Origin of the sequence: Metabacillus arenae, from assembly GCF_014773385.1 — a bacterium.
Taxonomy (GTDB): Bacteria; Bacillota; Bacilli; order Bacillales; family Bacillaceae; genus Metabacillus_D; species Metabacillus_D arenae.
This window is the reverse complement of record NZ_JACXAI010000017.1, coordinates 92,763-115,358: the sequence shown is the minus strand read 5'-3', so window position 1 is coordinate 115,358 and position 22,596 is coordinate 92,763. Positions and strand designations below refer to the sequence as shown.

Below are 22,596 nucleotides of genomic sequence, written 5' to 3'. Positions count from 1 at the left end.
ATTGTAAAATTACCTAAGAAAATAAGATTAAAACTTCATTGGCCCAGTTTTCATTCCTTTCTGTTATCGGTTTATCATTAGTATATTGCCTATGAAAGCGGTTTGTCAATGATAGATCAGTTAACTTCCTAAAGCACGTTTGGCCAGGACTTTTAAAGTCATCTCATCTGCCGGCGGATTGTGCAGACCAGCTCTCACGTCCCGGTAATATCTTTGCATAGGGCTGCTTTTAGAAAGGCTGTGCGCGCCGACAATTCTCATTGCAAGATCGACCACTTTTACGCTTGAGTTCGTAGCTACATATTTTACGGCAGCAAGGTCTGTTCCCATTCGCTCACGTTCTTCTTTATTTGCCTGATCCCAGCGTTCGGCTGTACTGTACATGAACTGCCTTGTAGTCATAAGCTCGATTTCCATTAAGGCAATTTTTTGCTGTACCTCTGGAAACTCACAAATTGGATGATTCGCACTATTCGGTTGATAATCCTTTGAAAATTGGATGGCTTCATTTCTCGCTGCCATCGCAACACCAACATAACAGGCAGGGATATGAAGAAGCCAGCCCTGCGGCTTAGGCTTTCCCGCCTTTTCCCGTGTTCCGATCAAAGCTTCTTTTTCAACCGTTACATTCGTTAAAATCAAATCATCGCTTCTAGTTGCCCTCATCCCCAGAGTATCCCATGTCTCCTCGATTTTGAGGCCTTCCGCACCTTTGGAGACTAAAAATTCAGCTACACTACCAGATTCTATGATGGTTGCCGTAATGATAAAATAATCTAATGCCGGGGCAAGCGATGCATAGGTTTTCTTCCCATTTAAAACCCAGCGATTATTGATCAATTCGGCTGTTGTTTCAGGTTTTCCGCCCCGTGCAGGACTTCCGGATCTTGGTTCAGTTGCCGCACTATTAATCAGTTTATTTTCTGTGATAATCTCTTTGCATACTTTTTCAAATAAACCTTGGGGCCATTTATTTGTTTCCCTTAAATTCATGATGATCCCTAAATGCCAGCCGAGTGACAAAGCTGTAGCCGCATCCCCTTGGGCAATCCTCTCTTGAATTTGCAAAAATTCGTATAAGGAGAGCTCTTTTCCGCCATACTTTTTAGGAACTGTCAAATGAGTAAAGCCATATTCTTTAAGGTTATCAAAATTATCGAACGGAAAGGTAGCTTCTTCATCATGTTTAGCAGCTCTTTTGGAAAAAAGAATCTTTAATTCGTCTGCTAATTTCAATCGATCAGCCTGAATCTTTGTTTTTATAAATGAAGCATCAAGGTAATGCATGTCTGTCACCTTCTTTAAATATGTCTATTCATTATTGTAGCCTTATTAGAAACGGAAATGAAATAATCTGATTTAGTAATGCAAAAGTTCTGCTTTAATTAGAAATTACAATTTTAGGGGGTTAAGGATAGAGCTGATTTTTAAAATGTTATTTTTAATAGAGGAATTTGATTCAAAGAGTGAACACTGATCAGTTTGCGCACAATCTGATAAAGACGAAAATACATTTTCTTTACTATATTCATATAGCTCTGCTAAAATATAGGTATCCCATTAAGGAGGTTTTTTCATGTCCAATTTGGAAAAATATGCAGAACTCGCTGTCAAAGTGGGGGTTAATATTCAAAAGGGCCAAACGTTGGTCGTAAACGCTTCCACAGATGCAGCAGAATTTGTAAGGGTTGTTGTAAGAAAAGCGTATGAAACGGGTGCAAAACATGTTCACGTAAATTGGAATGACGATATCGTCACCCGTACAAAATTTGAACTTGCACCATTTGAAGCCTTTGAAGAATTTCCTGAATGGCGTGCTAAAGAAATGGAAACGTTAGCAGAGAGCGGAGCGGCTTTTATGTCAGTAGTTTCTTCAAGCCCTGACCTTTTAAAAGGAATTGATTCAAAAAAAATTGCTGCTAATAGTAAATCATCAGGCAAGGCCTTACATAAATTTCGGAATTACATACAGTCTGATAAAGTCAGCTGGACAGTGGTTGCGGCCCCATCAAAAGAATGGGCACAAAAAGTATTCCCTAATGTAACAGAACAAGAAGCTCTTGAAATGCTGTGGGATGCCATTTTTAAAGCTGTCCGTGTAGATCAAGAAGACCCTGTTGCAGCATGGAAAAAGCATGATGAGACGCTACATACAAAAGTCGAATATTTAAATAATAAGAAATACAAAGCCCTTCACTACACAGCACCAGGTACAGATCTAACGGTTGATCTGCCTGAAAAGCATATTTGGGTTGGTGCAGGGAGTGAAAACGAGAATGGCGATCTCTTTATGGCTAATATGCCGACGGAAGAGGTTTTCACAGTGCCTGCCAAAGAAGGAGTCAACGGAGTAGTCGCCAGCACAAAACCCTTGAGCTATGGCGGTAACTTGATTGACAAATTCACCTTAACGTTTGAAAAAGGAAAAATCGTTGATGTAAAAGCAGAGCAAGGAGAAGAGATCTTAAAAGAATTGGTGGAAACGGATGAAGGTTCTCATTTCCTTGGAGAATTGGCTCTTGTCCCGCATCAATCCCCAATTTCCGAGTCAGGAATTTTATTTTACAATACCTTATTCGACGAAAATGCGTCAAACCACTTTGCGATCGGTAATGCTTATGCATTTTGTATTGAAGGAGGGAAGAAAATGGATAAAGAAGAACTTGAAGCAAATGGCTGTAACTCAAGTATCACGCATGTTGATTTCATGATTGGTTCAGCGGAAATGGATATTGACGGAATTACACAAGACGGAAACCGTGAACCGGTATTCCGCAATGGGAACTGGGCATTTTAAATGATTAAGTCTGAAGATCGCTCTGGCAGGTGAGCGGTCTTTTTTGAAAGATAAGAAAGTATAAGTTTTTGTACCAAGTTTTCGTGTCTAGCTCCAGCGCCTAGCCCGCCTGAGGTCATAAGCCACAAATGAATTGAAGGTAAAGAACACCTTCATTTCATTTGCGTCTTATGCTTGCCCTAGGCTGAACAAGGCGCTTGCGCTTTTCTTATGAGATCAGAAAATTTAAGTTAATTAAAGTATTAATGTGGCAAAGTTGGCTATCGATGTCCAGTGCAGGCGGACAGACGTCCTAGTGCCGACAGGCATAAGGACGTGACGCCTTTGCCGGCCAGGCGCCATCGGCTCGAGTCATAAGCCAATCCGCTCTAGAAGGTTAAAGAACAACCATCCAGCCGGCTCGCCAGAATGCTTGTCGCCGAAGGTCTAGCGCCCCTGATCATTTCGTTCTAGTGTCAGAGTTTAAGTTGATTAAACTGGGAATGTGTTAAAGAGAGGTGTCATTCCAGCGTCTATCCCGCCTGAGGTCACAAATCAATACTCAATCAAAGGAATAATTACTTATTTGTGAGGCACGTCTTGTATCTGTTAGGATTATACAAGCTGCTTCCGCTTTTTATTATTTCATTCGTCCGAATCTTTTTTAATAAGCTCCGATGGATGCAGCAACTTGATCATCGCAGATGACATAGAGAATATCGTTGTTTTGGAGATTCATCTGTTGATTCATTGAAATATTCATAGAGTCATTCACTGCGATTAAAACAGCTCCATTTTCAAAAAGTTCTTGATGAGCATCCTTATAGGTTTTCCATCCTGGTTTTGGTACCATTTCGTGAATATTGCTGCCGAATCTTTTGCTTAAGAGTTGGCGGAAGATAGCTGTCGTTCCAGGATTAAGGGTGGCTTTTGCCATTAATCTTGAGACAGAACCATTCGATACGATGAAATCATCCACTTTGACATGTTTAAATTTAGAGATATGAGATTCCTTTGATATTTCGACAATTGTATGTATATCATTTCCCTCAGTGCATAAGCACTCTACAGCTGAAGCGATGAGGAGCGTTTTACCGTCTGCTAATGTTGCATCATCAATAAAGCTGTCTGAAAAGATACAGACTCTTTTACTTCCTAATACATTTGCTTTGGTTAGAGTTTCTTCTTCCGCTGGGTCACCCTGAACAAAATGGACATTATCATGTCTATACGGTGTTTTTTCACTGTTTTCGATAATGACAATTTTTGCATCAGGCTGAGTAGCCAAAACTTCTTCTATCGCTTCTTTTGTTTTTTTCGACCAAGTAATATAAACATAGTGCCCGTCTTTCTTGTACACGATTTTCCCCTCTTCCTTCAAACGGTTATAGGTTGATATATGCTCAACTGTTTTTGAAATTAAGGCACCAAATATACCAATTCCAAAGATAAACAAAATCATTCCAATCACTCTCCCGGGAACACTTCCAGGAGAATAATCTCCGTAACCAACAGTAGTTAATGTGGTCATCGTCCACCACAATGAGTCAAATAACGTTGGAAATGTTTCTGGTTCTGCGAAATGAATAGAAAAGGTACCTAGCAGAACGACTAAAAGTGATAACAGAAAAACAGAAAAAAAGCTCATAGAACTAAAGCTTTTCCAAATCCGCATAAAAATGTGCATAAAAAAATCCTCCTTCTTTAAAGAAGTGAATGAGTCTATTTTACCATTTTATTGATGGAATCATAGAATTTTGCCAAAATAATTTATGATTCGTTTCATGTTTGGTTTTTCCTACAATATAGGCCTTGTACCTCCAAAAAGGTTTGACGAATCAAATCGGATTCGCTACGATATGTAAAGATTAATTTTAGGAGAGGGTCATGTTGAAAAAAGCAGAAGTCTATATCCTGTCGGGTTTTTTAGGAGCTGGAAAAACAACGTTATTAAAAAATATTTTAGAACAAGAAAGAACATTAAACCGTAGAATCGCTGTTGTTATGAACGAGCTTGGGAAAATTTCGATTGACTCAGACGCTGTCCCTGGGAATACGCCATTAGCCGAATTATTAAATGGTTGTGTTTGCTGTACGATTTCTGGACAACTAGAAGCTCACCTTCAAGGCCTTTTGCAGCAGCACGACTTAGATGCTATTTACATAGAAACAACCGGTGCAGCTCACCCTGTCGAAGTGTTGGATGCTTGCCTGTCTCCTCTCTTCGCAGATCAGCTGTCTATCGGCTCTATTGTTACGCTCGTTGATGCTGCAAGATGGCAAAACCGCGATTCTTTAACGATACCCTTACGAAAATTAATAGCTGAACAAATTTCTCATGCAGATGTGATTCTATTAAACAAAACAGACCAATTATCTGAAAGTGAGTTAGGAAAAGTCGTCATGGAGATTCAGAATCTTAATGCTAAATCTAAACTCCTGCTTACTCAATTTGCTAATATTAAACTAGCTGACTTTCAGCAAGTGTCCTTTACTCCAAAGGAAAACCATACAAAAACCCATGTAACCGACCACCTTCATTTAAAAACATATGTTCATACGTTTACTAAGCCGGTAGACCTTGACCGATTTGAAGAATTTCTTAGAAACATGCCAGAAACAGTTTACCGAATAAAAGGATATATTCGATTCACCCATTCAAATGAATCATTTTTATTTCAATACTCATACGGGATGCCCCTTTATATGAAAGAACCAGTAAAAATAAAAAATACTCTTGTATTTATTGGGGACAATCTCAATCATACTCAATTGGAACAACAATTGAATGAGCTGTGATCAAGATAAAAAAAGGGTGCCAAAAAGGGTGCCAGGCACCATATTGAAAATTTGGTGCCTGGCACCGTATTGAATATTTGGTGCCTGGCACCCTTAATATATTTGGTGCCTGGCACCCTTAATTGGCACCCATAATGGCAGCCTTAAAGCTCATAGACTTTCAGGTTTGTATAAACAGCCTGTAAAACTGTTGTTTCGAGTTGGTGCTTGTCAGCTAACTCTAGGAGATAGCCCTGCAGATGATCCGCTTCGACCGAAGCTCCCTTTTCCATATCCCTTAGCATCGAGGATTTCATCTCATACGTCATATCACTTATCTTTGCAATCTGTACTTCTTCTATTCCGTCCGATATTGGGGCATTTTCATGTCTCATGATGGTTGCGATTTCAGTGAAAAGCTGTTTAATCAATTTACTGCCGCCTTCTGCCTCACGGATTGGCCCTATTGCAGATTTAAACAATGTCGTTACGCCTGATAAAGCAGAAATAAACATATATTTATGCCACATGTCTTTCATAATATGCTGGCTGCTTTTCATACTGGCATTAACTCCTTTAAATGCCTGCTCTAATCGTGCCACTCTCTCAGACTGTTCAACAGTCCTTTCACCAAAAACAAATTCATGAATCGGACTGCTTTGCAAAATGGCGCCATCTTCATCCAAGGTTGATTCGATAAAGCAAAGCCCGCCCATTACTTGATCATCAGAGAATTCTTCAAGGAGCATGTCCATATGTTTCATGCCATTCAGCATCGGTATGATCATTGTGTCATTATGTATGAAAAGTTTAATGTCTTGAATAACAGTTGAAAGATGATACGCTTTCGTCCCAAGAAGCACAACATCAAAGCGTTCTGTTTCTTCCCCAGCCCTTATAGTTTTAGGGTTTTCAAGTATGGTATCCCCATGAATACTTTTAATCACTAACCCATTTTCGTTTAACTGCTTTTGACGATTTTCCCTTACTAAAAATGTGACATCTTCCCCTTTTTCTGCTAGTCTTCCTCCAAAATAGCCCCCTACCGCTCCGGCACTTATGATTAAAAATCGCATTCCTAAGTCCCCCTTATTCTCTTAGTCTAACCTAAGTATATAGAATGTAAGAAAAAGGTGCCAATAACCTGTTTTAACAACAAATCATTGACACCTCGCTACAATTATTTTCGATTCGGCTTTAAATTTTGTGTAATTCGGTCTAACACAATCGCAATAATAACAATGGCTAAGCCTGCTTCAAATCCGGCACCGACCTCAATCCGTGTCACCGCACGGTAAACCTCGACACCAAGGCCTGGTGCACCGACAAGAGACGCAATAACGACCATCGAAAGAGCAAGCATAATGCTTTGGTTAATACCGGCCATGATTGTTCCAGTCGCTAGAGGAAGCTGGACTTTAAAAAGCTTTTGACTTGTAGTTGACCCAAATGCATTTGCAGCTTCGACAAGATCTTCAGGGACTTGTCTGATGCCTAGATTTGTTAACCGGATCGTTGGCGGCATGGCAAAAATAACAGAAGCAATAATCCCAGGTACAACTCCAATTCCAAAGAACGTTATCGCCGGAATCAGATAAACGAAAGCAGGCATCGTTTGCATAAAGTCTAATATAGGGGTAATAATGCTGGACATTCTGTCGCTTTGTGAAGCCCAAATTCCAAGAGGTACTCCAATAATAATAGAAATAATGACAGACGTTAACACAAGAGATAAAGTATCAATTGTCCCCTCCCAGAAGCCGATATTCCAAATGAACAGCAAGCCGATGACCGTAAAAAACGGCAGGCTCCATTTTCTTGTGACAAACCATGCAACTCCAGCAAAAATTAAAATAAGGACGACTGGGGGCAGTAGACTTATAACCATGACTAAAAACTCAACAAAGCCTTCAATAACCTCTGCAAATGCATTAAAAAAATCTGAAAAATTACGATAAAGCAAATTGACAAACTGATCTACCCAATCGCCAACAGGGATACGAGGAATATTATTCATTCTCTTTCACCTCTCTACCTGCAAGACCTTGTATGACACTTGCGCGTTTTATGATTCCTTTTAATCGTTTCTCTTTATCAAGTACAGGTAATGGATATGGTGACATAGTCATTTTTTTGTACATTTCCTCTAAAACGGTATCTGTTTGAACAGAAGGGATATCTGTCTTTAAGTAATCAATGATTGGGCGTTCTTCTTTTAAAGCTTGTGAAGCACCGTCAGCTGAAATAATACCTAGATAGGTTTTCTGTTTATCAACCGCGTACACACTGGAAACACCTGTATCCTTCATAATTTGCAGGGCCACACGCGGACCATGCTCCACCTGGATTGTCTCCGGCCGCTTCATCACACTTTCAGCAGTAAGAACTTTTGCCAAATTAACATCCTCAACAAATCGCTTAACATAATCGTTTGCTGGATTTGTCATGATCTCTCCAGGAGTCCCTATTTGAACAATCGCTCCATCCTTCATCAAAGCAATCCGATCACCAATTCTAAGGGCCTCATCTAAATCATGCGTAATAAAGATGATCGTTTTCTCCATTTTTTCTTGCAGTTCCAGAAGTTCATCCTGCATATCTTTGCGGATTAAGGGATCAAGTGCGCTGAATGCCTCATCCATTAACAGCACATCAGGGCTATTCGTAAGAGCACGAGCCAAACCAACCCGCTGCTGCATTCCTCCGCTCAGCTCAACTGGGTAACTGTTTTCATAGCCCTTCAAACCCACAAGCTCCAGTGAAGCCAAAGCTTTATCTTTTCTTTCTTTTTTTCCAATGCCCTGTACTTCTAATCCATACGCAGCATTTTCAAGAACAGTTCGATGCGGAAAGAGAGCGAACCTTTGAAAAACCATACTCATTTTCTTTCTGCGAACTTCACGCAATGCTTCGTCCTTCATTTTCACAATATCTTGTCCATCTATGTATACGTGCCCGTCCGTCGGCTCAATTAATCGGTTTAACAATCGGACCAATGTTGATTTTCCGCTTCCTGATAAGCCCATGATGACAAAAATTTCTCCAGCTTTCACTTCAAAGCTAGCTTTGTTAACACCAACCGTCATACCTGTTTCTTCTAGAATCTCTGCCTTTGTTTTTCCGTTTTTCAGAAGTTGAATTCCTTTTTGCGGGTTCTTGCCAAAAATTTTACTAACGTGGTCTACCTTTATTTTACTATTTTCCATTGCTCCACCTCTTCCAATTTTCTTCCTGCTGCTAAACCTCTTTCTATCTGTGACTCTCACCTATTAAAAGTTAAATCTATTGTATTGTAGTTTCCTTCGTTGTTTGTGATTTTGATGAATTTGATTCCACATATCAAAAATAGAAGCAAGCTTCATGCCGGATGGCTAGTGCTTATTAATCATAGGAGATGATAGTAAAGGTTGTTTTGAAGCGAAGTGCTATATAATCGCAGCTACTGTCTTCTTATCATGAGCAAGAACATTAAAGCGGGACCATATTCATATACCCAACTATCTATTAGTTAAACATATTTTTTAAGAAAATAAATTGTTATCCTTCGAACATCCTTTTCTATCAAAAAATTGTTTGTTTACAATGGAATAAATAAGTTAACGACTTCACAATAAATTTTACAAAAATACATTTAATTTGTAACTTTTACGCTCTTCAAAAAAATAAATAAGGGGGAATTTTTGTTTTTTTTATTTATATGTTTTTAAACGAACAAACTCGGGTATAATTTGACGTATCCTACATATTGGAAATACGAATGCGAGTCCACCAGGAGGTGAAAATTGTTTGGCATGATCAATTGAGATCTGCCAATGAGCCCATTTCATTTAAATACTTTAGTAGACTTAATTTTTGTTAGTCTTTAAGAAAGGAGCAATTATGTTGCAAAAAAAAATATCTACTTATTTAGTCTTCCTCCTTATTTTCTCACTGATCCTTTCCGGTTGCGGAAATAATGCTTCAGAAGAAGAAAAGAAAACCATTAAAATAGGAATGGTCAACTGGATCGACAATATAGCAACCGCCAATCTGTGGAAAGTGATCTTAGAAGAAAAAGGCTATGAAGTAAATTTGCAGGAGCTCGACAAAGCTGCGATGTGGACAGGAATTGCCCGCAGTGACATTGATATTACGACTCAAGCCTGGCTTCCTGGAACAGATAAGGATTTATATGAAAAATATAAGAATCAGGTTGAAATCGGAGAGGTATGGTATGAAAATACCAAGCTTGGCTTAGCTGTTCCAACTTATATGGAGAATGTTAATTCTGTAGAAGATTTAAATGGCATTAAAGAGGAGATAAATGGCGAGATTATTGGAATTGATCCAGGTTCTGCCCTCATGAAACTGACTAGCGAACTAGTAAAAGACTATCAGCTTGACTTGGACCTTGTTGAATCATCTGAAACAGCCATGTTAACCGAGCTTCAGAAAGCGTATAAAGATAAAAAACCGATTGTCACTACATTATGGGACCCTCATTGGATCTTTACGGAGTTAGATTTAAAATATTTGGAAGAACCAAAAAATGTCTATGGAAAACCTGACAACATACAATATTTAATGAGGCCTGAATTCAAACAGGACCATAAACAAGTAATGAATTGGATGAATACATGGCAAATGGATAAAGAACAATTAGGAACCCTTATTAAAGAAGTTGAGAAAGCTTCTTCTCCTGAGGAAGGGGCAAAAAAGTGGGTTGAAGAAAACCGCGACCTTGTTGACAGCTGGGTTGAATAGTTTACATTGAAAGAGCCAGGCATCTGGCTCTTTATTTTTGATATGATTGGCTATACAGCTACTAATGATTTTCGTCACTGTACCAATGAATTCAAAAATATCCTCTCTGCCCCCAGTATTTTTTTGATCTCACTGAATTCATCCTGTAATAACCTGATGTTCGTCCTTTTGAGTAGTGCATAAATTTTCCAGAATCTGACTTGGTCACCTAGACAGCAGTAAGTGAATTTGATCTTTTCGGACACTCCTTTGCAAGATCGTGATTCCCCTTGCATCACACCCTTTTCAGATTTACTCCCCTACTCTTATGGCGATGGGTCCATTCAGCACTTAATACCTTTACTTTGTCACCCATATAATCTGGAACTTGATGTCCTCTACAGCATGACAACTTTTTTAGATATCCGCCTATTCTTTCACCTTACTTTTCAAATATGAACACAAAGTTTTAAGGCTAAAAGCTTATCTCCCTAAGGCTCATGGAGTTGGACTACGCATTTTTAATTAAATGGTTTGAATAGTATGAAAATTGATAGTATAATAGAAAAAAGGTCAAGGAGCTGATTTTTATGGAACAGAAATTGCTTAATTCACCACAATCTGAAGTAAATGTCATTGATTCTCTATTTGCTGAAATGGTGTTAGACAAGGCTCTGCTTGATTTCCGAAAAAAGAAAATCCAACAAAAAATTGACCAGTCCTTACAAGACAGAAACAAAAGAGAATTCCTGCGGTTATCAGAAAAATTAAAAGATCTTTCTTAATTGTAGGATACAAATCGGAATAGCTTTGAGATGAAAAGAAATAAACAAATATAATAAAGAAAAAAAGAATCCCAAACTAATGTATTTCGATTTGGGCTTCTTTTTTTATGTCTTCTTTTTATAAGTCCATTTCAACAAGATATACTAAGACTTGTTTTTCTTCCTATGTGTTTTCGTTTACAATAAGAAAAACGAGTTCTGTTGGTGACTAAACTATGATTGAATTATTAATAACCATGATTGAACGGCTGGGTATTATCGTGACAGTTGCTTTCGTTATGACCCGATTTTCTTTTATCAAGCAATTGATGAGAAGAGACGATATTTCTAATCGGCAGCAACTGTTTGCCATTGTTTTTTTTGGTTTTTTCGGTGTCATTGGAACCTATACTGGTTTAACCTTCAATACCGAATCTTTAGAATTTAATCGCTGGTCCTATGAAGTTGCCCAAGATGAAGCGATAGCTAACTCTAGAGTCATTGGAATCATTATTGCAGGCTTATTAGGAGGCTATAAGGTTGGAATTGGAGCCGGAATCATTGCAGGAGCCCATCGATATTTTATGGGGGGTTTTACCGCATTAGCCTGTGCTGTATCAGCAGTAGTCGCGGGAATTATCTCTAGTCTGTTCCATAAAAAGCAGCCAGGTTTTAAATTATCTACCGCTCTAATCGTTGGAAGCTTGGCAGAAGCTATTCAAATGCTCATCATTCTTCTCGTTGCCAAGCCATTTAATATGGCCCTTACGTTGGTGGAAGGCATCGGGATGCCAATGATTATTGCCAATGGCCTTGGCTCTGCTCTCTTTCTTCTCATTATTCGCAACGTGATAAATGAAGAAGAAAAGATCGGTGCCCTTCAAGCTCAGAAAGCTTTACGGTTAGCTGAAAAAACACTTGCTTACATGCGGAAAGGACTAAATGCCGATTCAGCAAAAACGGTTTGTGAAATTCTTATTCGGGAGGTTCAAGCAAGCGCGATATCGATCACTGATGAGAAAAGGATTTTGGCACATGTTGGCCAAGGGAATGATCATCATCAAGCCAATCTTCCAATCCAAACAAATGCTACCAAAAAGGTCTTGCATGCTGGCAAAATGCTGATTGTCGAAAAGAAAGAAATTGAATGCTTAAAAACAAATTGTCCATTAGGAGCAGCTGTCATCTCACCTCTAAAAAAGAGGAATAAAACAGTTGGAACGTTAAAATTTTATTTTCGGCAACAGAAAGACATTTCACACATAGATATTGAACTCATCACGGGTCTTAGTTCTTTGCTTAGCCATCAATTAGAAATCTCAGAGGCAGATCATGCTCACCAGCTTGCAAAGGAAGCCGAAATAAAAGCGCTGCAAGCCCAAATCAGCCCGCACTTCCTTTTTAATTCATTAAATATCATTGTATCGTTGATACGCACTAACCCTGTTCATGCTAGAAAATTACTGATTCAGTTATCAAAATTTATTCGTCAAAACCTGACTGGTACGACAAAAAATTGGGCGTCCTTAAAGGAAGAGATGGATCATGTGCAGGCGTATTTATCAATTGAACAAGCAAGATTTGTAGGAAAGCTGAAGGTCCAATATGAGATTGATCAGGCAGCTCTCTCCTATCACCTTCCGCCTTTGACGTTGCAGCCGATCGTTGAAAACGCAATCAAGCATGGGATCAAGCACATGGACACTAACTGGCTTATCATCATTTCTGTTCATATTTGCGCAGGCGGAATCACGATTAAGGTACAGGATAATGGAAAAGGAATCGAAAAAAATAAATTAGAACAGCTCGGAAACGAAATAATGCCTTCAAAAAACGGAACAGGTATCGGTTTATATAATGTAAACAGACGATTAGTTATGATGTTTGGGAAAGAATCTGCCCTGCAATTTATAAGCTCAGAGAATAAAGGAACTACTGTTAGCTTCCATCTGCCAAAGAAAACGGGGGAACAAGGAATATGAAAAACTCCATTAAGGTCTTGATTGTGGATGATGAACGATACAGCCGGGACGAATTGAAACATTTGCTTTCAAACTTTGAAATCATTGATGTCATCGGTGAAGCAGAATCTGGTGAAGAAGCGATAATGAAATGTCTTCAGCTTCATCCCGATGTCGTGTTTTTAGATATTGAAATGGGAAATATGAATGGGATGGAAACGGCTAAGGGATTACATGAATTAAAGAAAACGCCGCTTCTCGTATTTGCTACTGCCTATCCTGACTTTGCAGTTGAAGCTTTTCGGCACGAAGCAATCGATTATATCCTCAAGCCTTTTGAAGAAGAACAGATAAAAGAAACCGTAAATCGCATAAGCACGCGTTTAATAAAGCCAAGTGAGGGGGCTCCTGCATCACCCGCAAGATTGGCAATAGAAGGTGAGGATGAAATTCTCTATATCTCTCCTAAAGAAATTTTATATATCTATCGGGATGATAGAGTGACCAAAATTGTTACTACAGACAATCAATATGAAACAAAAATGCCTATAAAAGAGTTAGAGACGCGTTTAAAGGGCTATGAGTTCTTTCGCATCCATAAAAGCTATCTCGTAAACTTAAGCTATGTCTCCCGTTTGATCCCTTGGTTTAATGGTGCCTATCATTTAGAACTTATTGGCAAAAAAGAACAGCTTTCCGTCAGTCGAAATTATGTGAAAGCATTGCGAATGAAGCTTGAGTTATAAACATCTTAGGGAGATATCAGGCACCAATGGTACCTGATACTTTCTATGTAATAAATGTGATTGTAAAGCACGTACCTTTTCCTGGTTCGCTGGCGATTTTTATCTTTCCACCCATTTGTTTAATAATTTGAAAACAAACAGTCAACCCCAAACCCGTTCCTTTTTCTTTCGTGGAATAATAAGGGCTGCCTAACCGATTGATTTGCTTTATGCTCATTCCAATGCCATTGTCCTCTACTTGAACCGTAATCGTTTGGTTATCATTCATTTTAGCCATTATTCGGATAACCCCTTCGCTTTGAATGGCTTCTATAGCATTTTTAATTAGATTGATCAGAACTTGTTGAATCTCTATCCTCGAACCTTTTATTTTTAATGAGTCCTCGATTTGATGAGTGATTTGAATGTTATTTAGAACAGAATAGGAATGCATGATATCAATTGTTTTATGAATCAGCTCAGTAAAGTTAATGATTTCATTTTCATTCGTTTGCGGCTTTGCCAAAGCAAGGTATTGATTTATGATTTCTTGGGCTCTGTCCAATTCGTCGATTGATACATCAATATAACGCTTCTGTTCCCTCGTAAGCGGCTCCCGTTGTAATAGCTGCATGAACCCTCTTACAGAAGTCATTGGATTCCGTATCTCATGTGCTACAGAAGCTGCCAGCTGACTGATTACATTCAATTTTTCAGTTTTTTGCAATTCCTGCCTCATTTCCAGCTGTTCTCCCATATTCTCGATTAAAAAAACCACCGCTGCTAAAGTAGCCCATATAATGAAAGAAGAAGTTAATTCAAACAGCATTTGTGTATAATCATCCATTAAAAAGAGATAGATTGTCCGAGTAATGGGGATGGTTAAAAAGAACAGGCTGATGACAATCATTTTGCCTCTTCTTCTATAGGTGTGAAATAAATTAGAAATCGGAATTAACAAAACACAAAAAATGGTATAGTTTCCTGCCAATACTAACATACGGTGATCAGTGAAGTATCCAAATAAGAGCAAAAATGTGAAAACAGCAAATCCAACTTGCTTTCCCCCATATAAAAAGGCAAGGATAATAGCAATCGCTTTAAAGTCGTATTTATATTGGTCGGAATAGGATACTGGTTGAATCATCGTAAAGAGTAAAATGATAAGTGTTAAGATGAAAAATTTGGAACCAATCTTTTTTCTAGCTTCATGATTTTCTTGAAAAAAGACCTGGTATAGTAAAGTCGAAAACAAAATAAAGACAACATGCAAACATAAACTTTGAATGGATTCCAACATTTTCTCACCCTGCTACTTTGTAAATTATGCCCTGCTATTCTTTTATTAAATTTCGGTAAGGTTTTAATAATTCCTTGTTCTTAATAAAATTTTAACAAAGACTACATATTGCCCGTGCTTTCATCATTATCTTTAAATAAATAACGTTATTTTCATTTCAAAATCCCATTCTAGCAAAAAGGTTTTCCGATTAACAAGGTGAGAATTTATGATTTCTTACATAATGAAAAGAGGCAGTAAACTCGCTGCCTCTTTTATATAACTGAAACTGGTTTTATTTTTATGCATACATTGTCTCAACTTGCTTTTGAACTTCTTCATTCTCAAGATATTCGTCATATGTCATCGTTTTATCCACTACACCTTTTGGCGTAATTTCAATAACCCGGTTCGCAATCGTTTGAACGAATTGATGGTCATGAGATGTAAAGATCATGGACCCTTTAAAGCTAATTAAACCATTATTAAGTGCTGTTATAGATTCTAAATCTAAATGGTTTGTCGGCTCATCAAGCATTAAGATATTGGCTCCGGCCAGCATCATTTTTGAGAGCATACAGCGGACTTTTTCTCCTCCGGAAAGGACGCTTGCCTTCTTCATGACTTCTTCTCCTGAGAACAGCATTCTTCCTAAGAAACCTCTTAAGAAGCTTTCGCTTTGATCATTTGGAGAATATTGACGAAGCCAATCCACCAGGTTCATGTCACAGCCTTCAAAATATTCACTGTTATCCTTAGGGAAATAGGCTTGACTTGTCGTAATCCCCCATTTAAAGGTTCCGCTGTCAGGCTCCATTTCTCCGCTTAATATTTTGAACAGAGTCGTTTTTGCAATTTCATCTCTGCCGACAAGAGCGGCTTTATCACCTTTATTTAAAATAAAGCTGACATTGTCAAGAACCTTTACACCGTCAATCGTTTTTGTAATACCTTCCACACGTAATAAATCATTACCGACCTCACGCTCAGGTGTGAAGTTTACGTATGGATAACGACGTGAGGATGGCTTAATATCATCAAGCGTAATTTTATCCAGCAATTTTTTTCTGGAGGTTGCTTGTTTAGATTTTGATGCATTTGCACTAAATCGAGCAATAAATTCCTGTAGTTGTTTAATCTGCTCTTCTTTTTTCTTGTTCGCATCCTGTGCAAGCTTAGATGCTAGCTGACTTGATTCATACCAAAAATCATAGTTTCCGACGTAGATTTGGATCTTTCCAAAATCCAGATCTGCAATATGAGTACATACCTTATTCAAAAAATGACGGTCATGGGATACGACAATGACGGTATTTTCAAAGTTAATAAGAAACTCTTCCAGCCATTTAATGGCTTGCAAATCTAAGTGGTTAGTCGGCTCATCCAGTAAAAGGACATCCGGTTTACCGAAAAGGGCTTGAGCAAGCAAAACCTTTACTTTGTCTCCGCCTGTTAATTCGGCCATTTTTTTACTATGCAGATCCTCTGGAATTCCTAATCCCTTTAAAAGGATCGCTGCTTCACTTTCGGCCTCCCAGCCATTAAGCTCAGCAAATTCCCCTTCAAGTTCTGCGGCGCGCATTCCGTCCTCATCAGAAAAATCAGGCTTCATATAAATCGCATCTTTTTCCTGCATAACCTCGTAAAGGCGCTGATGTCCCATAATGACTACCTTCAAGACTTCGTGTTCTTCATACTCAAAGTGATTTTGCTTTAAAACAGCTAAACGTTCACCAGGAGTCATGCTTACATCACCGGTTTGGGCTTCTATTTCACCTGAAAGAATCTTTATAAAAGTTGATTTACCAGCACCGTTTGCCCCAATCAATCCATAGCAGTTACCCGGAGTAAATTTAATATTAACATCTTCAAAAAGCTTGCGATCACCATATCGCAAACTGACATTATTTACAGCAATCATGACATACATCCTCCATCTAATAAGGGTTAAAATACCCTAAACACTAAATTCAAAAATAAAGTATAGTATACGATTCACTATTTTTTCACTATCCAATATTATATAGCAATTTGTAAAGAGGAGCAATGAAAATCCAGCATTGAAATTACTCACCTTTTTTATGTACACCCTATATGTTGATATCATGATCCATAATCTTCACACCGAATGTATCTAAATTATTTTTCATAAAGGTAAGAAATGCTTGAGTAACTGCATAACAATAAAGTACATACTAATGGCCCTTACTTTTTTCTACCTGCATACCCTTAATTATCTCTCTAGCCTTCTCCAACAACATAAGTCTAAACTTTATGTTCTCTTGCAACTTGACAATATTCTTTTGCATTTCCTCAATTTCTTTCAAGTGATCAACTCCCATTCATCTATATGTAGGCAAAATATGAGCGCTTTGAATATTATTCTTACTTCATGCTTCATTATGTGAGCAAAAACCAATAGAAGAATTGTAATATTTACTTAGCAATGATCTACTTGAAAGCCGTTTTGAATACAGCAGTCCTTATGATTCATACCAATAAAATAAAAACACAAAAAAGACAATCCCAACCTACAGCAACGTAGCTACGATTGTCTTTTTCTATTCACAATAGGGTAGGGGAGGAGGGTGAAATTTATCCATAATAAAAAGACCTCACTGGTTAGTGTGAAAGGTCTTACTAGTAATCTCTATTTTTACCGATTGTATAATAGATATTCTTAATATTAGGTAGATTAGAGCGCTTATTAAATATAATTTCTGTTAATTTTCTATCGACTGTTAGGAAGCTCGTACCGTATAAATTAGCAATTGAAGCGTTCACCGCATCAACAGCTCCTAAATCCGCAGACATTTCAAGCAATCAATTTGTTTTCCTCTTCAGCAAATCCAGAAAAAGAAGGGTTATTAAAATCAATTATTTTCATACTTCCACCAATCACGAACCTTATTCAAATCAATTTTAACAGAGGCGCTACCCATATGTTTTTTAAGTAAATCTTTTTTATTTTTTGATAAACCTGTTACATTAGACTTATCAATTCGTTTTATTGTAGCAGTCCCCAAATCTTTTTCCTCCTTCTCGAACATCAAATCACCCCTTTACCTACATGTTAGTTAGGTTTAGGGTGGTTGTATATAGAAATCTTATACCAAATTCATACAAAAACACAAAATAAATTGTCATAGTCTGCCGTGTTTTGCCATAAACTGATTAGTTCTGAATTACCACGTCAAGAATTAAAGTAAACTTTGGAGAATAGTTAATTTGTTTGTAGACAAAAAACTTTACACACATGCTAATCCCCTAGGATAAAGATGGGAATTTGAATGTAGATATTAGAGAATTGCCATTGCCAAACCTGCCATTTGGTTTTAATAGTTGACAACGGCAAAATTATTTTTGTAATTATACAGTAGACTGACCAGCCATCAGCCATTTATTTCACTTCGAAAAATACGCGAACTACGACACAAACTCGCAGTCTGCTTTCTCAACCCAACCATACCTCCATTCTGCATGTTCAATTGTTGTTCTAACGCATATTTTACTTTTTTATCTAGAGCAAATACTTTGAACAGTAAAGGTTTCACCAATTTTGATGATGATCAGAATTGACAATCTTTATTTGTTTACCATTCAGTTCTTATTCAAAAGATTTCCATTCATTTTATTCGTACTGTTCATCAAATTATTTTAAAATACGTTGACGGTTGTCTATTCACTAAGTGTGCATTGTTCATACATTAATAAGACTCAATAAAGTGAGGTGAAAAAAATGGGAATAATATTAACACCAGCTTATGGTTATGCAGTAAGAACAAATACTACTAATATGGCTTTTATAATTAACAGCCCAGTTTTATTTGACACAGCTGGCCCTTTAAATGATGTAGATTTTGAAGCAACTGGTTTACGAGTTCAACGAAGTGGAGTATATCATGTGCAATATACTACTTCCTCCTTTCAATCTGATTCAGCAGGAGGATCAGCAGCTTTTGTTTATTTAAGAGTAAGAGTCAATGGCACACCTGTTGCTATACAATATCAAAGCAGATTAGAATTAGAGCCACAAAGTCCAGGCAATAACGTTATTCAACATGTAATTCCGCAGCACGGATCTCTCATTGTTGAATTAGACGCTGGAGATTTGGTAGAAGTTGTACCAGATGCTACAAACAATAGTGCATACCAAACCACCTACCTACAAGTAATTCAGATTTTATGATTAATATAATATATAAGAGGGGTTCCCTAAAGGGCAAATTCATTAAAAATTGAAAATCAAGAATGTTAATAAATCAGCATTCTGAAACATGTATAGGGGCATCCAATAAATAAATTTTTCGGCTATTGGATGCACCTTTTTTAGGTAACTGCTACTCCGCAATATTTGTCACTTTCGAAACTTTGCTCTATTGGGGAGTCTTATAATTATGTTGCTTCCTTGTATGTATAGCCTAAAATAATATGTTGCACAGAACGAGCAGAAATTCCTAGTTCATTACCTATTTGACGATACCAGTGAGAACTATATTACGTGTCCCCGCCATTTGTAGGATAACTCAATTTGTGACACCCTAGCCAATGATAACAATTTCCTAATCTAACTAAAACTGCATAGTCTATCCTGATCATTATTGATTGTATAGCTTGTATCTCCTGTTTGATTGGGTATAATTACTAAGGGTGCAAGGAGTATCTAATTTCTGATTTCCCTTGATTTGTCCTACAACTAGCAAGCTTTCCTTGTACCCTCTGTTAAGATCAATCAATAATGTTTTGGAACACACTCTACTGCTGCTCTCTATAATTCTGTTCCTCTATGTTAAAAATGCGATATAGATCATCGTAATGACGGCAGATACTTCATAATCCACATTAATAATTAATGCCCATATTAACAATGCAAAGAAAGCTGTAAATAATACTTTTTTAAGTTAAATAATATTGATGTGATTACGTGATTTACTTTTTTGTTGCACATGGTTCCAGCCCCTTTTCACCAGTTATTGTAAAAAGTCAAAAAACAGATGCCTGCATTCCCTTCTTTTTTCCACGACTAAACTTGAATAACAAATTGAGTAAAAAGAACCCTCAAATGTGGATCTAACTCGAAATATATTTAGCCCTTGGAGAAAATCAACCATATATCTCCTCAATTAATCGATTATCCGATCATTTTTATGATTTCTTCATAAAATGTTTTATAAATTAAGGAGGTTGATTAATTATGGGGATACGTCCTGTTTGTCCGCCTGTTACACTTTCCAATGAACTACCAGAATGTGAAGTAAGAAGACAACAATACGAAGAAGATAAACCTCATACTTTTTTAAGTCTAAATCTTGAAGTTTATTTCTTTAATGATCAAGCAACTCTTGCAGAAGCCAAGGAATTGTGTGCAAGTTTAGGTTATCGATTTCCAACAGTTGAAGAATTACTTACGATTGATTTTAGTACTCCAGGTGGAAAATTATTATGTCCGATGTTAGTATGGGCAACTACAGTCGTTGAAGGAAGAACTGTTAACACTTTTGCCTTTGTAGCTCCAATGGCGCCATTTACTAATATTGTCATTCCAGTTGCTATACCATCAAAATTGTGTCGAGCATACGGTGTGTGTATATCAAACCTTGAGTGATATTATTTTTAAAAGGTGATTTATTTGTAGTTGCCAAATTAGGCAGCAAAGGATTTGACTGTCTTACTATTCATTATCAATATCACTTGTTAAATATTTTGATTTTGAGTATTATTCCATTTCTCATTGTTGATTTGTTCTTGATTTTTACTCTTTTGATTAGATTTTTTAAATCTTTTCAATTCCAACATAACGATCTTCCCTCAAGAGCAAATCCAACTAAATAAATTCTTAGTTATTGTATGTGGGATTTAGTTCTTAGAGATTGATTTTAGTTGCCGTTCCTCGAATGACTAGCTCAGGAGACATAACGATTCGTTGTTTTACTTTTTTTGGATCTTTTATCTGTTCAACTAATAGTTTAATTATTTTCTTGCCCATTTCATGTATTGGCTGTGACACAGTCGTTAACTGTGGATAACACATTTTTGCAAGAATGGAATTGTCAAAGCCTACTATTGAAATATCCTTTGGAATATCCAGTCCAGACTCGCGAGCACCTTGCATTGCTCCTATTGCAAGAGGTTCCGTTGATGCAAAAATAGCTGTTGGAGGTTCCGGTAAATTTAATAGCTTAACCGTTGACTCTAAAGCATCCGTATAGCTAGTATTATTTAGCGAGACTAAATCTCCATTATCATTTATACCGGCTTCTTCAAGCGCTTGTTTGTAGCCATCAAGTCTGGATTTAGTCACCGGAAAATAGATATCTTCAGTGATCATAGCAATTTTTCGATGTCCGAGTTTTATAAGATAAGAAGTTGCCTCAAATGCACCTAAAAAGTCATTCACTACAACTGTATTTACAGCAAGTGAAGGCACTTCCCTCGCCAACAAAGCTACAGGGATTTCGTTACTTATCAATTCTTTTAGCGCTGCAGTATTTTTCAAACCCGTAGCAATAATAATGCCATCGATATATTTTTTCTTTAATATGGAGACATATTCCATTTCCTTATCTAAATCATTATCAGTGCTGCATATCATTAAACTAAAACCAAATTTCCTCCCATGATCTTCAATCGCTCTTGCGATTTCAGCCATAAATGGGTCTGCAATATCCGGAATGAGCAGTCCGATTGTTTGAATTCGCTTTTTAACTGATGCTGCAACGCTTGGTTGATAATTTAATTTCTGCATTGTCTCTTCAACTTTTTTTCTAGTTTTTGCTCCGATACTACCTGTATTATTCAGCACTTTTGAAACCGTTGAAATGGCAACTCCTGCTTCTTTTGCAACATCATATATTGTTGGTTGTTTCACCTACTCTTTTCCCCTTCCCCTTCAATACCTTTACATTTATTTTAATCCATTTTTAGGTGGATTAAAATTATCAGGAAAGAGATTTTCAAACTTTATCTATGACCTAGATAAATTACTCTTGCGCTTTTGATACCATTTTGGGCATCATACCCGTCTTATGATTACTCTTTTTCGATTTTGTTGCAATTTCGGTCATCATAAACAACTTATGATGACCGTTTGAGAAAAGAAAACTAGTTATTGCTTTACCATTACTCTATATTTATACCCCTGTTACATAAGGTTTCCTTTCCAGAGCTTCTGCAAATGAACCATGCCGGATTAAAAGTTGGACCCCGAAATTCCAGAAAAAAATTCTAATTACACCTATACAAATTCATTAAAAGCGATTAGGCTAATTTTTTACTTAGCAAATACCCTTTTGGTACAAACTCATATTGGTTACGCTTTCAATTGTAGCGTTATCATCCCCCGTTGAGGAAAAGGTCTTTCCTAAAAAGAATTTAAATTTTATTGATAAATCCAACACCTATTGTTACTTTTATTAAAAACTCCCAATAGTGTATCTACTTTTTACAAAATCAATTTAACTTTGTAGATAATTGATATATCATTAATTTCTTGCAATCTTATATCAGTATTTATTTAAAAAAGTAATCGCTTTCAAGAAAGGTCTTTCCTAAAAACAGACATAGAAAGCGAATAATACGAATATTTAATTCT

At 37.2% G+C, this 22,596-nt stretch carries 17 protein-coding genes; 8 read left to right on the top strand and 9 right to left on the bottom strand.

The features are described 5' to 3' along the window. Positions 1-120: 120 nt before the first annotated feature. A complete protein-coding gene (locus IC621_RS14070; protein WP_191158954.1) occupies positions 121-1,287 on the bottom strand; it encodes an acyl-CoA dehydrogenase family protein in 1,167 nt (388 codons plus the stop codon). Positions 1,288-1,576: 289 nt separating this feature from the next. Here IC621_RS14070 and IC621_RS14065 point away from each other — a divergent pair, with 289 nt between their 5' ends. Then, positions 1,577-2,797 (top strand): aminopeptidase, encoded by a 1,221-nt coding sequence (locus IC621_RS14065; protein ID WP_191158953.1) that lies wholly within the window; start codon positions 1,577-1,579, stop codon positions 2,795-2,797. Positions 2,798-3,440: 643 nt separating this feature from the next. Here IC621_RS14065 and IC621_RS14060 read toward each other — a convergent pair. Beyond that, a complete protein-coding gene (locus IC621_RS14060; protein WP_224752527.1) occupies positions 3,441-4,463 on the bottom strand; it encodes a potassium channel family protein in 1,023 nt (340 codons plus the stop codon). Positions 4,464-4,663: 200 nt separating this feature from the next. On the opposite strand from IC621_RS14060, the gene IC621_RS14055 reads away from it, so the two are divergent. Continuing rightward, the gene (locus IC621_RS14055; RefSeq protein ID WP_191158952.1) at positions 4,664-5,575 is read left to right on the top strand and encodes a CobW family GTP-binding protein; all 912 of its coding nucleotides are present in this window, start codon (positions 4,664-4,666) and stop codon (positions 5,573-5,575) included. A 143-nt stretch (positions 5,576-5,718) separates the two neighbouring features. Here IC621_RS14055 and IC621_RS14050 read toward each other — a convergent pair whose 3' ends face one another. The 3 genes from IC621_RS14050 to proV form a co-directional block, all read right to left on the bottom strand. Further along, the gene (locus tag IC621_RS14050; RefSeq protein WP_191158951.1) at positions 5,719-6,630 is read right to left on the bottom strand and encodes a ketopantoate reductase family protein; all 912 of its coding nucleotides are present in this window, start codon (positions 6,628-6,630) and stop codon (positions 5,719-5,721) included. A gap of 104 nt (positions 6,631-6,734) precedes the next feature. Next, entirely contained in the window at positions 6,735-7,571 is an 837-nt protein-coding gene (gene choW, locus IC621_RS14045) for a choline ABC transporter permease subunit (RefSeq protein ID WP_191158950.1), read from the bottom strand. Continuing rightward, entirely contained in the window at positions 7,564-8,760 is a 1,197-nt protein-coding gene (proV, locus tag IC621_RS14040; RefSeq protein ID WP_191158949.1) for a glycine betaine/L-proline ABC transporter ATP-binding protein ProV, read from the bottom strand. The genes choW and proV overlap by 8 nt, the downstream gene beginning before the upstream one ends. Before the next feature lie 676 nt (positions 8,761-9,436). Between proV and IC621_RS14035 the strand changes: the two genes are divergently transcribed. The 4 genes from IC621_RS14035 (at position 9,437) to IC621_RS14020 (ending at position 13,747) form a co-directional block, all read left to right on the top strand. Next, on the top strand, positions 9,437-10,297 hold the full coding sequence (locus IC621_RS14035) for a glycine betaine ABC transporter substrate-binding protein (RefSeq protein WP_191158948.1): 861 nt from the start codon (positions 9,437-9,439) through the stop codon (positions 10,295-10,297). 569 nt (positions 10,298-10,866) lie between these two features. Then, positions 10,867-11,061, top strand: a complete 195-nt coding sequence (locus tag IC621_RS14030) for an IDEAL domain-containing protein (protein ID WP_191158947.1) — start codon at positions 10,867-10,869, stop codon at positions 11,059-11,061. Between the two features lie 215 nt (positions 11,062-11,276). After that, positions 11,277-13,022, top strand: coding sequence for a sensor histidine kinase (locus IC621_RS14025; protein WP_191158946.1), 1,746 nt, complete (start codon positions 11,277-11,279; stop codon positions 13,020-13,022). Further along, positions 13,019-13,747 (top strand): LytR/AlgR family response regulator transcription factor, encoded by a 729-nt coding sequence (locus IC621_RS14020; protein WP_191158945.1) that lies wholly within the window; start codon positions 13,019-13,021, stop codon positions 13,745-13,747. The genes IC621_RS14025 and IC621_RS14020 overlap by 4 nt, the downstream gene beginning before the upstream one ends. A 43-nt stretch (positions 13,748-13,790) precedes the next feature. On the opposite strand, the gene IC621_RS14015 is transcribed toward IC621_RS14020, so the two are convergent. The 3 genes from IC621_RS14015 to IC621_RS14005 form a co-directional block, all read right to left on the bottom strand. Continuing rightward, a complete protein-coding gene (locus IC621_RS14015; RefSeq protein ID WP_191158944.1) occupies positions 13,791-15,026 on the bottom strand; it encodes an ATP-binding protein in 1,236 nt (411 codons plus the stop codon). A 280-nt stretch (positions 15,027-15,306) separates the two neighbouring features. Further along, positions 15,307-16,926, bottom strand: a complete 1,620-nt coding sequence (locus IC621_RS14010) for an ABC-F family ATP-binding cassette domain-containing protein (RefSeq protein ID WP_191158943.1) — start codon at positions 16,924-16,926, stop codon at positions 15,307-15,309. Between the two features lie 952 nt (positions 16,927-17,878). Then, positions 17,879-18,031, bottom strand: a complete 153-nt coding sequence (locus IC621_RS14005) for a hypothetical protein (RefSeq protein ID WP_191158942.1) — start codon at positions 18,029-18,031, stop codon at positions 17,879-17,881. Between the two features lie 713 nt (positions 18,032-18,744). On the opposite strand from IC621_RS14005, the gene IC621_RS14000 reads away from it, so the two are divergent. Both IC621_RS14000 and IC621_RS13995 read left to right on the top strand, forming a co-directional pair. Further along, positions 18,745-19,194 carry a hypothetical protein gene (locus IC621_RS14000; RefSeq protein ID WP_191158941.1) on the top strand — a complete coding sequence of 150 codons (450 nt, stop codon included), beginning with the start codon at positions 18,745-18,747 and terminating at the stop codon, positions 19,192-19,194. Positions 19,195-20,199: 1,005 nt separating this feature from the next. Beyond that, the gene (locus IC621_RS13995) at positions 20,200-20,610 is read left to right on the top strand and encodes a hypothetical protein (RefSeq protein ID WP_191158940.1); all 411 of its coding nucleotides are present in this window, start codon (positions 20,200-20,202) and stop codon (positions 20,608-20,610) included. Between the two features lie 258 nt (positions 20,611-20,868). Here the strand turns inward: IC621_RS13995 and IC621_RS13990 are convergent, their stop codons facing one another. Beyond that, on the bottom strand, positions 20,869-21,873 hold the full coding sequence (locus tag IC621_RS13990; protein ID WP_191158939.1) for a LacI family DNA-binding transcriptional regulator: 1,005 nt from the start codon (positions 21,871-21,873) through the stop codon (positions 20,869-20,871). Between the last annotated feature and the right edge of the window lie 723 nt (positions 21,874-22,596).